The organism is Chryseobacterium gilvum (assembly GCF_025628965.1).
GTDB lineage: Bacteria > Bacteroidota > Bacteroidia > Flavobacteriales > Weeksellaceae > Chryseobacterium > Chryseobacterium gilvum.
On the sequence record NZ_JAOTEN010000002.1, the window covers coordinates 375,361 to 391,040 of the forward strand.

General features: G+C 36.3%; 17 protein-coding genes. 9 read left to right on the forward strand and 8 right to left on the reverse strand.

What is annotated here, in order from left to right:
- Positions 1-5: 5 nt before the first annotated feature.
- Entirely contained in the window at positions 6-710 is a 705-nt protein-coding gene (locus tag N0B16_RS08350; protein WP_262990360.1) for a 3'-5' exonuclease, read from the forward strand.
- 2 nt (positions 711-712) lie between these two features.
- On the forward strand, positions 713-1,039 hold the full coding sequence (locus tag N0B16_RS08355; RefSeq protein ID WP_262990361.1) for an SUF system Fe-S cluster assembly protein: 327 nt from the start codon (positions 713-715) through the stop codon (positions 1,037-1,039).
- Positions 1,040-1,152: 113 nt separating this feature from the next.
- Here the strand turns inward: N0B16_RS08355 and N0B16_RS08360 are convergent, their stop codons facing one another.
- From N0B16_RS08360 to N0B16_RS08370, 3 genes are all read right to left on the reverse strand, one after another.
- Entirely contained in the window at positions 1,153-1,989 is an 837-nt protein-coding gene (locus N0B16_RS08360; RefSeq protein WP_262990362.1) for a sulfurtransferase, read from the reverse strand.
- A gap of 98 nt (positions 1,990-2,087) precedes the next feature.
- Positions 2,088-3,080 carry a tetratricopeptide repeat protein gene (locus N0B16_RS08365; protein ID WP_262990364.1) on the reverse strand — a complete coding sequence of 331 codons (993 nt, stop codon included), beginning with the start codon at positions 3,078-3,080 and terminating at the stop codon, positions 2,088-2,090.
- Positions 3,081-3,083: 3 nt separating this feature from the next.
- On the reverse strand, positions 3,084-3,932 hold the full coding sequence (locus N0B16_RS08370) for a hydroxymethylglutaryl-CoA lyase (RefSeq protein WP_262990365.1): 849 nt from the start codon (positions 3,930-3,932) through the stop codon (positions 3,084-3,086).
- Between the two features lie 187 nt (positions 3,933-4,119).
- On the opposite strand from N0B16_RS08370, the gene pepT reads away from it, so the two are divergent.
- A complete protein-coding gene (gene pepT / locus N0B16_RS08375) occupies positions 4,120-5,367 on the forward strand; it encodes a peptidase T (RefSeq protein WP_262990366.1) in 1,248 nt (415 codons plus the stop codon).
- An 86-nt stretch (positions 5,368-5,453) separates the two neighbouring features.
- Here pepT and thiL read toward each other — a convergent pair whose 3' ends face one another.
- The gene (thiL, locus tag N0B16_RS08380; protein WP_262990367.1) at positions 5,454-6,509 is read right to left on the reverse strand and encodes a thiamine-phosphate kinase; all 1,056 of its coding nucleotides are present in this window, start codon (positions 6,507-6,509) and stop codon (positions 5,454-5,456) included.
- An 84-nt stretch (positions 6,510-6,593) separates the two neighbouring features.
- On the reverse strand, positions 6,594-7,085 hold the full coding sequence (locus N0B16_RS08385; protein ID WP_262990368.1) for an acyl-CoA thioesterase: 492 nt from the start codon (positions 7,083-7,085) through the stop codon (positions 6,594-6,596).
- Positions 7,086-7,368: 283 nt separating this feature from the next.
- On the opposite strand from N0B16_RS08385, the gene N0B16_RS08390 reads away from it, so the two are divergent.
- The 4 genes from N0B16_RS08390 to N0B16_RS08405 are packed head-to-tail and all read left to right on the forward strand — an operon-like array spanning position 7,369 to position 10,573.
- Positions 7,369-8,571, forward strand: a complete 1,203-nt coding sequence (locus N0B16_RS08390) for a BaiN/RdsA family NAD(P)/FAD-dependent oxidoreductase (RefSeq protein ID WP_262990369.1) — start codon at positions 7,369-7,371, stop codon at positions 8,569-8,571.
- A gap of 11 nt (positions 8,572-8,582) precedes the next feature.
- Entirely contained in the window at positions 8,583-9,008 is a 426-nt protein-coding gene (locus N0B16_RS08395; RefSeq protein WP_262990370.1) for an energy transducer TonB, read from the forward strand.
- 30 nt (positions 9,009-9,038) lie between these two features.
- Complete coding sequence (locus tag N0B16_RS08400) at positions 9,039-9,656, forward strand: DUF2306 domain-containing protein (RefSeq protein ID WP_438265271.1); 618 nt, start codon at positions 9,039-9,041, stop codon at positions 9,654-9,656.
- Positions 9,653-10,573, forward strand: a complete 921-nt coding sequence (locus N0B16_RS08405; protein ID WP_262990373.1) for a YARHG domain-containing protein — start codon at positions 9,653-9,655, stop codon at positions 10,571-10,573. The genes N0B16_RS08400 and N0B16_RS08405 overlap by 4 nt, the downstream gene beginning before the upstream one ends.
- A 3-nt stretch (positions 10,574-10,576) precedes the next feature.
- Here N0B16_RS08405 and N0B16_RS08410 read toward each other — a convergent pair whose 3' ends face one another.
- Positions 10,577-10,963: a ribosomal maturation YjgA family protein gene (locus N0B16_RS08410; protein WP_262990777.1), complete on the reverse strand. Its 387-nt coding sequence runs from the start codon at positions 10,961-10,963 to the stop codon at positions 10,577-10,579.
- Positions 10,964-11,149: 186 nt separating this feature from the next.
- Here N0B16_RS08410 and N0B16_RS08415 point away from each other — a divergent pair, with 186 nt between their 5' ends.
- Complete coding sequence (locus N0B16_RS08415) at positions 11,150-11,599, forward strand: hypothetical protein (RefSeq protein WP_262990374.1); 450 nt, start codon at positions 11,150-11,152, stop codon at positions 11,597-11,599.
- Here the strand turns inward: N0B16_RS08415 and mutS are convergent.
- On the reverse strand, positions 11,596-14,184 hold the full coding sequence (mutS, locus tag N0B16_RS08420) for a DNA mismatch repair protein MutS (RefSeq protein WP_262990375.1): 2,589 nt from the start codon (positions 14,182-14,184) through the stop codon (positions 11,596-11,598). The genes N0B16_RS08415 and mutS overlap by 4 nt on opposite strands.
- A 103-nt stretch (positions 14,185-14,287) precedes the next feature.
- On the reverse strand, positions 14,288-14,662 hold the full coding sequence (locus tag N0B16_RS08425; protein ID WP_262990376.1) for a hypothetical protein: 375 nt from the start codon (positions 14,660-14,662) through the stop codon (positions 14,288-14,290).
- A gap of 130 nt (positions 14,663-14,792) precedes the next feature.
- Between N0B16_RS08425 and N0B16_RS08430 the strand changes: the two genes are divergently transcribed.
- The gene (locus tag N0B16_RS08430) at positions 14,793-15,671 is read left to right on the forward strand and encodes a bestrophin family protein (RefSeq protein WP_262990377.1); all 879 of its coding nucleotides are present in this window, start codon (positions 14,793-14,795) and stop codon (positions 15,669-15,671) included.
- Positions 15,672-15,680 lie beyond the last annotated feature (9 nt).

Here is a 15,680-nt window from a genome sequence, read left to right on the forward strand (position 1 = left end):
AAAATATGATACAGAATATTTCATTAGAAAAAGTTTTATTTATTGATATAGAGACTGTTCCAAACTCCGGATCGTGGGAAGAGCTGTCAGAAACCGAGCAAAAACTCTGGGATAAAAAGACGAGGTTTCAAAGAAAAGAGGAGACTTCAGCAGAAGAATTCTATCCCGAAAGAGCCGGAATTATGGCTGAATTTGGAAAGATTATCTGTATCACAATTGGTATGCTTGAGAAGAATGATACGTTAAGAATTAAAAGCTTTGCCGATCATGACGAGAAAAAACTGCTATTGGAATTCGGAGAAATATTCAACAGTCCAAGACTGCGTGATGTGGTACTGTGCGCGCACAACGGGAAAGAATTTGATTTTCCGTGGATTGCGAGACGGTTTCTGATCAATGGAATCCAACCTCCGACACCTTTTCAGATGTACGGAAAAAAACCGTGGGAAATCCCTCATCTTGATACGATGGAACTGTGGAAATTCGGAGATTATAAAAGCTTTATCTCACTGGAATTGCTTGCACATGTTTTTGGGATCCCTACCCCGAAAGATGACATTGACGGCTCAATGGTTTCATCAATCTACTACATAGAAAAAGACTTGCAGAGAATAGTAGACTATTGTGAGAAAGATGTCTTAACTTTGGCCAATATTTTCAGACGCATGCGTCAGGAAGATTTATTACAAAGAAATATCAATTTAGATTAAACATGAAATTTACAGACGAGCAGATTGCCGATATCGGAGAAGATATTATAAGAGTATTGAAAACCGTTTATGATCCTGAAATTCCGGTAGATATTTATGAATTGGGATTGATCTATGATGTTCAGATTTCAGAAGAAGGCGATGTTAAAATCATCATGACATTAACGAGTCCTAACTGTCCCGTTGCGGAAAGTCTTCCGCAAGAGGTAAAGGACAAAGTAAAAGAAGTAGAAAACGTGAACGAAGTAGATCTGGAACTCACTTTTGAACCAACTTGGAACAAAGATATGATGAGTGAGGAAGCGAAGTTTGAACTGGGAATGCTTTAATTTTATCCATTAAATAAATTAGGCTGTCAATAGTTTTGACAGCCTTTATTTTTTTTAGATTAAAATTTTTTTGTTTGGCTTTACTTCCACTTTTGCAACAGTAAAAAAATTCATTAAAGATCTTTTGCAATTTCCTTTCCTTCTCTCCTGCTCCATTCACTCCATGAGCCAACGTATAAGCCAGGAATCTGAAAGCCGGCATAATCCAACGCCAAAATCGTATGACATGCTGTAACGCCAGAACCACAGTGAATAACTAAATTTTCAGGTTTATTTTTCAAAAATTCTGAATATTTTTTCTTTAAAATATCCGGTTTCAGGAAATAGCCATTTTCGTCAAGGTTTTCAGAAAAAGGAATATTTATTGCTCCAGGAATATGCCCCGCAACTAAATCTATAGGCTCAGATTCGCCTCTATAACGATAGGCATCTCTTACGTCAATAACAGTGGAAGAATTGTTAGTCAGCTCATTTTCAACATCTTCTAAGCCCATAACAGGAAGAAGCCATCTTTCTTTTTTAATTAAATCAGACTTTTCAAAAATTTCTTCACCGGAAGAAAATTCTACCTGTTCTTTTTCTGCATTCTGAAATCCTCCATCTAAAACCTGTACATTTTTCAGCCCAAAAGATCTTAACATCCACCAAGCTCTTGCGGCGGCATTTGCTCCGTTTTTGTCATCATAAACAATAACATGAGAATTTTCTGAAATTCCAAGATTGGAAAGGGTCTGTGCGAATTTTTCTATACTCGGAAGCGGATGCCTTCCTCCAAAAGCAGCATTTTCTCCAATTTCAGCCAGATCTTTATCTAAATCAATGAATCTTGCTCCTTTTATATGTCTTGTTAAATAATTTTGAAAGGCATCTTTTCCGACTCTCGCATCAAGTACGATATGATTTTCATTGGGGAGATTTTTTAATTCTGATGGTGAAATGATAGGTAACATTCTGTTGATTTTGGTTAATAATATGATTTTTGGCTTTAGCCATTTGATTAAATAAGGTAAAGCGGGCTAAAGCCCGCTTCTATTGATATTTTAGCCTCTTATTTTTTACTATTCAGAATCGCTGTGATTTCGTTTCTGAGCTCTTTGATTGTGAAACTATCGTCTTTAAAACCAGTTGGATAAGTTGTATGCCCTTTCTCAGATTCTTCGCAAATAACAAATTCTGGATCAGTTTTTTCAATTTGCAAAGTCTTTTCTATATTGAATTTTCGTTCAACTTTTTCCCCGCTTTTATCAATCAAATAAACCTTATAGATAGAGTCGAGCATTTCTTTTGGCCTTTCGAAAGATTTATAAATATTAATCCACTGTCCATTCCATTCAGTCTCATCTACAGCAACATTTTTAAAATTTAAATAATCTTCCGGAAGTACTTTTTCCTTATAAAAATTTCTCATTTTTTCAAAATAAATATTGGCTTCTGAAAATTTGTTTTGGGCATTTAGGGACTTTATCAACTTTTCATACAAAATATATTCTGAAGGATATATTGAAATTCCATCATAATAAATATTCTCAGATTTCTGGAAATTTTTATTTTGAGCATAATAAAAATTGCCTGCATTTTTTATTAATTCAAGATACCATTTATCATTCTTAACCTCCGATTTTTCCAGCCCTTCAAGAAATACTTTTTCTTCATTTATAAAGTCCTTCTTAAGATGATAAATTCTCGCTTTTTCAATATAAAATTCAGCAATTGCGGCTGATGAAATTGCGGTATTAAAGTTTGCTAAGGCATCATCATATTTTTGAAGATACATTTCTGAAAGCCCTTTCTGAAAAAAGATAATAGGATTGTCAAATCCTTTTTTAATTGCTTTATCATAATATTCAATTGCTTTATTATCATCTTCTTGCCTAAAAAAAGCAAATCCTAAATAATATAGCTCACGATTTGTAAAGTTTGAACTCTGATTTTCCAGATTGATCAATTCAGCAAATTTTTCTTCATTAAAAAGATTTTCAACCTTCTGGGCAAAAAAGAATGATGAGAAATAAAAAAAGGAAAAAATATATAACTTTTTCATAATCTAAAAATGAAAAATATCCTTCGCTTTGTTATAGGCGCTTTCGAAATTTAACAAATTTAATTTATGCTCTACTTTCTCAACGCTCATGAAATTGATGACCTGTTCCGTCGGCATATTTCCTACCAGATCATCTTCTGCCATCGGACATCCGCCAATTCCCTTTATGGCACTGTCGAATCTTCGGCAGCCTTTATCGTACGCCGCTTTTAATTTAGAATAAGAATCTTCGTAACGGTTATGAAAATGCCCGCCGAAATTGATTTCCGGATGTAGCACCGGAAGTTTTTCAAACAAAAGAGAAATCGTTTCTGCTGTTGCAACTCCCGTTGTATCAGAAAGTAAGATATTTTGTATCCCGATTTCAGAAAACCTTTTTGCCCAGAAATCGACCTCCTCCCATTTCCAAGCTTCCCCATAAGGATTTCCGAATGCCATTGAAAAATAAATGTTTAATTCGCGGTTTTCACTTCGCGCCAAATCCAGCATTTTTACGGTTTCTTCAAAAGCTTCTTCCCTGCTTTTATTGGTATTTCTCTGCTGAAAAGTTTCCGAAATAGAAAACGGAAAACCTAAAATATCTACCGACTGATGCTTTAACGCTTTCTCGGCTCCTCTGAAATTTCCTACAATCGCAGAAACTTTTGTGTTGGATAAGGATTTATCAATATTTTCTGCAACCTCATCAGAATCTGCCATCTGCGGAATTGCTTTCGGAGAAACAAAACTCAGACTGTCTAATACATCAAACCCCACTTCCATCAATGAGTTGATATAGTCTATTTTTTTGGAAGTCGGGATAAATTCTCCCCAACCTTGCATGGCATCTCTAGGACATTCTGTAAGAAACATTTTTACTTTTGATTTTCTCAAATATAATAAAACTAAAACAATTATATTCTGGTTCATGACAAAGCTAAGATTCTTTTGATAACCAATAATTTATATCTGATTCATAATTTCGATCCTATATATTCAAATACAAAAAAACCGATCTCAGCGTCAAATTTGTTAACTTTGTTAAAATTTATAACATCTAATGAGTACAATCGAATTCAACCCTTTGTGGAAAGAGAAATTACTGAACCGCTTTCTCAGCTATGTAAAAATATATTCAACCAGTGACGCAGAAAGTGAAACCACACCTTCTACGGAAAGACAGTGGGACATTGCCCATTACATTGTAGAAGAGCTAAAAACAATTGGTCTGGAAGATGTTTCTATTGACGATCACGGATATATTATGGCCTATGTTCCATCTAATCTGGAAAATGACAGCCAGCCTACGATCGGATTTATTTCTCATTATGATACGTCACCTGATTTCAGCGGAGAAAATGTAAAGCCGCAGGTTTGGGAAAATTACCAGGGAGAAGATTTAATTTTAAATAAAGAAAGCAATTTTACTCTATCTCCTTCAAAATTTGAAAGCTTACAACAATATATCGGACAGACGATCATTACTACTGACGGAAATACGCTTCTCGGAGCCGATGATAAAGCCGGCTGCGCAGAAATCGTAACCGCTGCGGAATATCTGATTGCGCACCCTGAAATCAAGCACGGAAGAATGGCGATCGGTTTTACGCCGGATGAAGAAATCGGAAGAGGCGCACACAAATTTGATGTGGCAAAGTTCGGGGCAGAATTTGCGTACACCATGGATGGAAGTGAGGTTGGAGAATTAGAATATGAAAACTTCAATGCGGCTGGAGCTGTCGTTAAAATTCACGGATTGAGCGTACATCCCGGTTACGCCTTCGGAAAGATGGTGAATGCGAGTCTTTTGGCGGCAGAATTTATTCAATCGCTTCCCGCAGACGAGACACCTTCTACCACAAAAGGATTTGACGGATTTTATCATTTAATGGAGGTCACTTCTGATGTTTCTGAAGGTAAACTTCAATACATCATCCGTGATCATGACGAAGAAAAGTTTGAGGCCAGAAAAAAATTCATGCAGGAAAAAGTAGCTGAATTTAATCAAAAGTATGGTGCAGGAACGGCTGAAGTAGAGATTAAAGAACAGTACCGAAACATGAAGCAGCAGTTTGAAGGCAAAATGCACATCATCGACCTTGCTGCAAAAGCTATGAAGGAAGCCGGAATCGAACCGAAAATAAAAGCGATCAGAGGCGGAACAGACGGCGCCCAATTATCATATATGGGACTTCCGTGTCCCAATATTTTTGCCGGCGGAATGAATTTTCACGGACCTTATGAATATGTGGCTCTGGAGAGTATGGAGAAGGCGGTCGAAGTGATTGTGAATATTGTGAAAGCATAATTTAATATATAATTTAAAGAGCCGGCCTATATAGACCGGCTCTTTAAATTATAACTATTTTCTACTAAAATTAAATCTTAATTATTTTATTGGTTTGCTAAAAAAGCATCCCAACCCTGCGCCGTCAATGCCACCAATTGGTTAGAACCTCTCGCGACCATGAAATTCCCTTCTTCTTTTTCAACAGCATGGCCGATAATGGTAAAATCCGGGTGGTTTTTTATTTTTTCAAAATCATTCGGCGAAATCGTAAACAGCAGTTCATAATCTTCTCCCCCACTTAAAGCTGTCATGACAGGATTCAAATTAAAATCATCTGCCGTAGTGATGGTGAGATTATCCATCGGGATTTTCTCTTCATACAATCTGAAACCTACTTTCGACTGATCTGAAAGATGAAGGATTTCCGATGCCAAACCGTCTGAAATATCGATCATGGATGTCGGTTTGATATCCAATTGCTCTAATATTCCTTTGACATCTGTTCTGGCTTCCGGCTTTAGCTGCCTTTCTAAGATATAATCAAAACCTTCCATTTCCGGCTGCATGTTGGGATCGGCGAGGAAAACAGCATGTTCCCTTTCCAAAATCTGAAGCCCCATATAAGCACCTCCTAAATCTCCGCTTACGACAAGCAAATCATTGGGTTTTGCGCCATTTCTTTTCACAATGTTTTCTTCGTCTTCAATTCCGACTGCGGTAATGCTCATGACCAAACCAGCATTGGAACTTGTGGTGTCTCCACCAATCAAGTCTACTTTGTATCTTCCGCAAGCCGCCTGAATTCCTGAATATAATTCTTCCAGAGCTTCTACCGGGAAACGGTTGGAAACCGCCAAAGAAACCAAAATCTGGGTGGGTGTTGCATTCATCGCTGCAATATCACTAAGATTTACCACAACCGCTTTGTACCCCAAATGTTTTAACGGAACATATCCTAAATTGAAATGAACGCCTTCTGCCAAAACATCCGTCGTCAACACCACTTTCTTGTTTCCGGGATTAATTATGGCCGCATCATCTCCTACGCCAACCTCCGAAGATTCGTTAGATAGAGGGAAATGCTCTGTTAAGTGTTTTATCAGCCCGAATTCTCCTAATTTGGAAATGGGTGTTAATTCCGGTTCTTTATCTTCAAACATAAATTTTTATAATAGTTGGTTGATCATTAATAAATGATTCGGAAGAACTTTCATTCTGTCAATCATGTTCCCACTTATTGTTTATTAGTTAAATGTTGCCGGATCAATATTTTCCGGCCGGAAAGGAAGCTTTTTAAAATCTTCCCTTGTCATTAGAATGGTTTCAGCAGTTTTGTATTTATTCATAGCTTCAACGACATCATCCGGCGGAGAAGTCATTTTTCTCAGCATTGTATCAATCCAAACACCAGTGGCTTCTGAGGTGGCACAGTGCGAACCGTCCGGAAGATAAAATTTATGCACAAAACGATAGATTGCAGCATCTTCTGCACAACCGTCGATTTCCAGGCTCACGATTACCTTTTGATCAGCAAATATTTCTTTAAAAAAAGAAAACCGTTCGTGCATAATCACAGGACCGATTCCCCATCGGCTCATCTGCGTAACTCCCATTTTTTCTTTCTTCATAAAAGCCATTCTGGTTTGCGCGCAATACGCTACGTAAGACGAGTTTGCAAGATGCTTATTGGCGTCAAGATCGCTCCAGCGAACTTCGAATGTATGGTAAAAAATCATTTAATAATCGTTTTAAATTGAACTTATTCATTAACCACAAAAATGTATCACCGTTTTCAAATATCTTCGAACAAACAAGAAAGTGTACAACTTTGAAAACATTTACGTTCACGTTAGCGAAAATCAACGTTAAACTAATATGTTGCAAAGGCTTTTCTGACTTTTGTGGTTATAATTTTACGTTAAAGTTCAAAAATTATAATTCTTCAAATTTACTCAAATAAGATGGGTTATAAAAATTGTACTTTTGAAAAAATAATCTTCAGCATAAGATTAAACAATTATGAAGCAAATTATCATTATCGGGGGCGGTGCAGCAGGATTTTTCTGTGCAGCCAATCTTGACGAAAAGCAATATAAAATTACAATTCTTGAGCAGAATTCTGATGTACTGCAGAAAGTGAAAATCTCGGGAGGCGGAAGATGCAACGTGACCCATGCCTGCTTTGACGCAAAGGAATTGGTGCAGTTTTATCCGCGCGGAAACAAAGAGTTACGGAGTGTCTTTTCTAAATTTCAACCGGGCGATATGATGGAATGGCTTGATCAACGAAAAGTTTCGGTAAAGGTCGAGCATGACAACAGGGTTTTCCCTGAAAGCAATTCTTCACAGACGATTATCAATACTTTCCTAAACGAAATTCAGGAAAAAAATATTGAAGTAAAGACCAAATGTTCGGTAAAAGAAATTGAAAAGCAGGATGAAAAATATGTTGTAAGAACGAGTCTGGGTGATTTTGAAGCTGATGTTGTCATCTACACCACCGGAAGTTCACCGAAATCATTAAAAATGATTGAAAATCTGGGCCATCGTATTGTTGATTTGGTTCCATCTTTATTTACTTTCAATATAAAAGATGATTTACTGAAAGACTTAGCGGGAACCAGTTTTGAAAATGCAGAAACCTCCATCCCCGCTTTAAAAACGGAAGAAAGCGGGCCTTTACTTATTACGCATTGGGGACTTTCCGGGCCTGCAATTCTGAAAATTTCGGCGTGGGAAGCCATTAATCTGGCCAAAGTGAAATACCATTTCGAAATTGAGGTTAATTTTATTTCGAAAGATATGGATGAAGCGGAAGAATTATTCCAAAATTTTAAACAGTCGAATCCCAAAAAAACCATCGGCCAATCGAAGATTTTTGAGGTGACAAACCGTTTTTGGCAGAGAATCCTGGAGGTTTCAAAAGTTGATCTGAATAAACAGATCGCCAATGTTTCAGGAAAAGAAATGCAGGCAATTGTTGAAAACCTCTGCAAAAAGAAATTTCAGGTCACCGGGAAATCTACTTTTAAAGATGAATTTGTCACCGCAGGAGGCGTAGATTTGAAAGAGATTAATTTTAAAAATATGTCTTCCAAACTTTTGCCTAATTTCTATATTGCGGGAGAAGTTCTGAATATTGATGCCGTAACCGGCGGATTTAATTTTCAGGCTTGCTGGAGTGAAGCTTGGCTAATTTCGCAGGACTTGAATAACAATTAAAAAATACATTTATGAAAAAAACTTTAATCTCAATACTATTTTTAGGTTTCACCCTAATTTTTTCCCAAAACAAAATTTCAGACATCAATAAAACTTTTGAACTTGAAAAGAAAGATAATTTGTACCAAGAAGTAGATAAAGTCGATTCACCCGCTGTATATCCTGGAGGAATCAGTGCTTTCAGAAATAATTTTGCCAAAACTTTTAACAGCAGCAATATCAATGTAAGAGGCAGAATAAAATCTGAAGCTCGATTTGTAGTTTCTGAAGAAGGAAACATGAGTGATATCGTGATTATTGGAGATAATAAATCAATGAATAGAGAAATGGAACGTGTTATAAAAGCAATGGCAAAAACAAAATGGAAACCTGCTGAAATAGACGGAAAACCTGTAAAATTCAGATTCAGATTACCTATTACAATGAGTTTCGAATAAGTTTATCCCATGTTTTCAACAAAAAAAAGCATGTCGAATCTCTTTAAAATCCTTTTCATCATCGGATTCGCATATTTCTTTTGGCTCATGCTTAAAATTACTCTAGAATACATTCCTTTTGATCCCAATGTCAGCTTTTTAATGATCAAACAAACGGAAGTTGCTGAACGACCGGAATATCTTTACTTTTTTTTCACGCATGTTTACACCAGTATTTTTGTTTTACTGAGCGGGTTTTTAGCCATTCTAAGAAAAGATTTCATCTTAAAAAACTTTCACAGAAATATTGGAAAATTATACATTTTTCTGATCTTATTTTTCGCAGCACCATCCGGGATTTATATGGGGATTTTTGCCAATGGCGGGGTTTTTTCAAAAATATCATTCGTGATTTTAGGCTGTCTCTGGTGGTTTTGTACTTTTAAAGCGTATCGGTTTGCAAGACAGAAAAAATTTAAGGAACATCAACAGTGGATGTGGCGAAGTTTTGCATTAACAGTTTCTGCCATTACCCTGAGAATGTGGAAGGTTTTTATTGTATATTTATTCCACCCGAATCCGATGGATGTGTATCAGATTATTGCATGGCTCGGCTGGGTTCCCAATATCCTCATCATCGAATATTTAATCTCAAAAAAACATATATGAAAATTTTAAAATTAACGTTCGTCTCCTTATTCACTGTCATTTTAGTGGCCTGTAAAAAAGAGGCCGATGTAAAAAACGCTAAGAATGATACGCTGATGGTAAAAAAAGATTCTGCAGTCATTCCGGAAACCCATAAAGAATATTACGGCATTTATACCGGTGAATTTGCCGGAAAAGCGAGAATGCACGATAGCGAAACCGATGAATATTATGAAGGAACCGATTACAAAAAAATCTCTTTGAAGATCAACCGAATCACCAAAGACAGTGTGTACGGACAAAGTATTGTGAATGGAAATCAGCGTCCTTTCAGAGGGATTTTTAATGAGGCTTCAAAAACTTTTGTGCTTGATGAGCCGGGAAATGATAAAACCGACGGACGGTTTGAGGTGAAACTTAAAAACGACAGCCTAACCGGAAAATGGACCGCTTTTAACACGAAAGCCGTAAACGCGCCTTCTAAAATGCTGAAGCTGACAAAAAAAGAATTTGTATACAATCCTAATTTTATGCTGGATGAAAATTCTGACCTCATCGATTGGGAAAATCCGAAAGATTTTACCGAAAAATATACCGATGAAGAATCCGGAAAGACAGAAACCTATACTTCTTCTAAAAACAGAATCGCTTCAGAGGCTGTCTTCAGAATAAATGCTTCCAAACAAAAATTAACGGAAAAAGATCTTAAAAACCTGAGAAAGCTGGATCTGGAAATCATTAAAAATTCAGTTTTTGCGAGACACGGCTATTCATTTAAGAAAGCAACCTACAGAAACTTTTTTGAACAGACCGAATGGTATATTCCTGTTTCCGCCAATGTAGACAACGACCTTTCGCCGATGGAAAAAGAAAATGTTGTGCTTTTGAACCGTTTCATTAAATATGCGGAAGACAAATATGACAGTTTTGGAAGATAATTTCTATTCCAACTTTTTGTGATGATTTATTTTTACAAATAGTAAAAGAATAAAGCATCCTGTTGCATAACACACAATATCAATCCAGGAAAAAGAATTTCCGATCACAATATACATGAGGCTTCCTTTACGGAAGCCTAATTTTTCGGCAATATTAAAAAACTGGGCAAATTCTATTAAACAGGAAAACATAAAAATCCCGAAAATGAGTTTGTAAACATCTGTCTTAAAAAAGCTTCTAATGAAAGTGTATAAAAGAATTACTACAATAACATCTCCCAAATAGGCTCTGATAAAGAAATTGTCTTTGAGTTTGGTAGCTATCAAAACTTCAATTAAAAAAATGATAATTGTTGCTATGAAATATTTTAAGTTAAATTGAAAAGTCATCATGGTTTTTAAAAACTAAGCTAATTTATTTTAAAAAACTGAAATCATTTCTATATTTCAACATATTTGTAAAATTCCAGAATAGTAATAGGAAAAGGCATTGAAAAGTGCGAAATTACATTGGTATTATGTTTGATTGATTTTTATAGAGTAAATTCATTTTTACGGCAGTTTAAAAACCAATCAATGAAAAAAGCATTATTTTTATTCGGAATAATCTGTAGTATTTTCTGTTTTTCCCAGAAAAATCAGGCCAAAAACCCAGTTTATACTCATATTTCTGAAATCCCAAATTATGCTGTTTTGAAAACCCGTTTAAAACTGGATGATGTAGCGGTAAAAGCTGATCAGGCTCCGGAATTTCCCGGAGGAATGGCTTTATTTAAAAGGCTTTTTACTGAAAAAATGGATAACGTAGAGCTCAAAAACAACCAGAAACTCGATACCCGAATATATTTTATTGTTGAAAAAGACGGATATATCCGTAATGTTGTAGCATTAGGAAGCGATAAAAAACATACAGAAGCCGCAGAATTAGGACTGAAAAGAGTTTTCATCCGTTGGAAACCGGCTATGATTGGGGATAAAAAGGTGCGTTATCTCTATACTTTTCCTTTAACCACTAAGAAATACTAACCGCCGATCATCTTTTTAATAGAATTCAGCTTCATCAGAGCTTCAATCGGTGTCAAAGTATTGATGTCAATTTTTGTCAATTCTTCCCTAATATTTTCCAGAACAGGATCGTCCAGCTGAAAAAAAGAAAGCTGCATGTTTTCTTCGGTCACTCTTTTAATATTTTCGGATGACCCGCTTTGAGCACGGCTGTTTTCGAGTGTGGTGAGAATTTCATTGGCTCTGTTGACCACTTTGGAAGGCATTCCTGCCAGTTTTGCCACATGAATCCCGAAACTGTGCTCACTTCCTCCAGAAATCAGTTTTCGTAAAAAAATGATATTTCCTTTATTTTCCTGAATGGAAACATGAAAATTTTTCACCCGTTCAAACGTAACGGTCATTTCGTTCAGTTCGTGATAATGCGTTGCAAACAAAGTTTTTGCCTGGGTCGGATGTTGGTGAAGATATTCCGCGATTGCCCATGCAATAGAAACTCCATCGTATGTGGAGGTTCCGCGGCCGATTTCGTCTAATAAAATCAGACTGCGCTCTGAAATGTTATTTAAAATATAAGCGGCTTCATTCATTTCCACCATAAAAGTAGATTCGCCGGCAGAAATATTATCGCTTGCTCCTACTCTTGTAAAAATTTTATCCAGAACCCCGATCTCAGCATATTTTGCCGGGACAAAACTTCCGATTTGCGCCATTAAACATACTATTGCCGTTTGCCGGAGAATTGCTGATTTTCCGGCCATGTTTGGTCCGGTAACCATGATGATCTGCTGAGAATCTTTATCTAAGTAAATATCATTCGGAATATACTTTTCTCCTAAAGGAAGCGCATTTTCAATAATAGGATGTCGCGCTTCCTTTAAATCAATGGAAAAGCCCTCGTTTAAAACCGGTTTCGTGTAGCTTTCGGAAACAGCCAGTTCGGACAATCCTACAGCAACGTCCAGCTGTGCAATGATAGTGGAGTTTTCCTGAATCTTGTCAATATAGATCATCGTATCAGAACACACTTTACGGTACAGCTGATTTTCAAGGATGCTAATTTTTTCTTCGGCGCCCAGAATCTGGCTTTCGTATTCTTTCAGCTCTTCAGTGATGTATCTTTCTGCATTTACAAGCGTCTGCTTTCTGATCCAGTCAGCCGGAACTTTATCTTTATGGGTATTTCTTACTTCAATAAAATATCCGAAAACATTATTAAAATCAATTTTCAGACTGGTAATTCCGGTGCGTTCTACTTCCCGTTGACACATTTCATCCAGAAAACCACGGCCTTTATTCTGCAGACCTCTGAGATGATCCAGCTCTTCTGAAATATTTTGTTTAATTACATTTCCTTTGGCAAGATGTACAGGAAGCTCATCATTCAGATGATTTTCAAGCAGTTCAATTAATTCATTTAAAGAATTTAATGGTTCCAGCCATGCCAAAACATCGGCATGCGGATGAATCAATTCTTTAATTTTCTTAATATTGATTAAACTTTGACGAAGATATCCCAGTTCTTTGGGGCAGATTTTTTCAGAAGCCAGTTTTCCCATCAACCGGTCTAAATCTGAAACAGCTCTTAAAAGTTGTGAAATCTCATATTTAAGAGAATCGTTTTCGTTCAAAAAATCAATTAAAGAAAGTCTTCTTCCGATTTCGTTCACCGATTTCAGCGGAAGAATAATTCTTCTTCTGAGCAGTCTTCCGCCCATCGGAGTAGAAGTCCTGTCAATAATATCAAGCAGCGATTTTCCTTTCGGATGGCTTGGATAGACGATTTCTAAGTTTCTCAGTGTAAAATGATCCATCATCAGATAATCTTCCTGCGGAATGATCTTTATTTTGGTAATATGCGCCAATAATTTGTGATGGGTATCTTCTACCAAATACGCAAAAATGGCTCCTGCTGCTGTAATTGCCAACGGCAGCTCTTCTACCCCGAAACCTTTTAACGAATTGGTTTTAAATTGATTGGTAAGTTTTTCGTACGCAAAATTGTATTGAAACGCCCAGTCTTCCAGTTTGAAAGCATTCCTGTTTTTGAGCTGATCAGGAATCTGTACACTTCTCTGATAGATAATTTCACTGGGATCAAATGTGTTGATGATGTGTAAAATTTTCTCAAGATTTCCTTCGGTGACTAAAAATTCTCCTGTAGACACATCTACCAAAGCGATTCCGTATTTTTCTTTTTCTTTATGAAGCGAAAGCAGGAAATTATTCTTTTTTGAGGTTAAAACTTGGTCATTGAAAGTCACTCCGGGAGTCACCAGTTCTGTAACACCTCGCTTTACGATTCCTTTCACGGTTTTCGGGTCTTCCAGCTGATCACAGATGGCAACACGGATTCCGGCTCTTACCAGTTTCGGCAGATAAGAATCTACCGAATGATGCGGAAAACCGGCCAGCTCGATATGACCGTCTCCATTGGCTCTTTTTGTAAGAACAATTCCTAAAATCTGGGACGTTCTCACCGCATCCTGACCGAAAGTTTCGTAAAAATCTCCTACTCTGAACAGCAAAAGCGCATCAGGATATTTTGCCTTGATGGTATTGTACTGCGTCATTAACGGAGTTTCTTTTTTCGCTGCCTTTGCCATTACAATCGTTCTTGAATTGGGTTGGTAAAAGTAAGAAATAAAATCCTTGAGGCAAATTGGTTTTTGATGCTTAAAATAATTTAAAAATACTATTTTATTTAAATTAATTAATACAATCTAAAGTATCAAAATCCACATATAATTGTGCAGTACCATAGTTATCAATTGTTACCCATTTATAGTTTGTAAGTATATATGTATTTCCTTTATCTAATTCTACCCATTCATCAATTCCTTTCGCTGCATTTTTCACATCTTTCTTTGCAGTAAAACCTATAGGAGCAGCATAGCTTCTTGCTTTTATTAAATATTTACACTTTTCGATAGAAACCAAGGTAGTAATTTCACTCTGCAAAACAAGTTTTGACTTTGTAAATGTCGAGAGATCTTTGTTCAACTTCGCAGGTGTGTAAGAATTTTGGCATTTAAAAAGACAGATTGGAGATATAAAAAATAAACTTACATAAAATATTTTCATAAAATTTAGATTTAATTATTAAATATACTACCTGATTACATATATATTAATTCAATACAACATTTAATTCAAAATAAAATTAGTTTTTTGAATTTTATAAAAATTTATCTTTGCACAAGACATACAAGCCATGAGAGTATACAATACCAAACATTTTCTGAAAATCCTCTTCAGCCTTCATCATAGTGATACCTTGAAAATACTATTTCCGACGATGCTTTTGGTAGGGCTGTATTCTTGGGGAATTCAGTTTCTGGAGATAGAATATTTTCATCTTACCTCAGAATCTGGCATCAGTCATGTAGGGATGATCCATTCTTTACTCAGCTTTGTATTGTCTTTATTGTTGGTTTTCAGAACAAACAGCGCCTATGACCGATGGTGGGAAGGCAGAAAACTCTGGGGGAAATTAGTAAACGATACCCGAAATTTTGCCATAAAAATAAATGCCATTCTTGAAAATGACAAAGCTGATGCGCAGCAGATTGCAAGATATTTGAAATTCTTTCCTCATTTTTTAGCCAAGCATCTTTCCCGGGATTCCACGAGACTGGCTCTGGACGAAGATTATTCTGATCTTGAAAACGCACTGAAACATCATGGCCCAAGTGAGATCATTATTTTTTTGACCCATAAATTGAATCATTTAAAAAAAGAAGGGAAAATTTCTGATCTTGAAATGATCTACCTCGATACCCAGCTTTCAGGGTTTCTCGATGTTTGTGGCGGCTGCGAAAGAATAAAAAACACTCCGATTCCGTATTCCTATTCTTCATTTGTCAAAAAATTCATCATTCTGTATGTTTTGGCGTTGCCGATTGCGTATGTTATCAATATTGGTCTTTTCATGATCCCACTAACCGTTTTTGTGTATTACGTTTTAATGAGCCTTGAACTGATTGCCGAGGAAATTGAAGACCCTTTCAATAATGATGAAAATGATATCCCAATGGAAACCATTGCTCAGAATATTGAGAAAAACGTACATCAGATTATGGGAATAAAATAATTAAGAAGT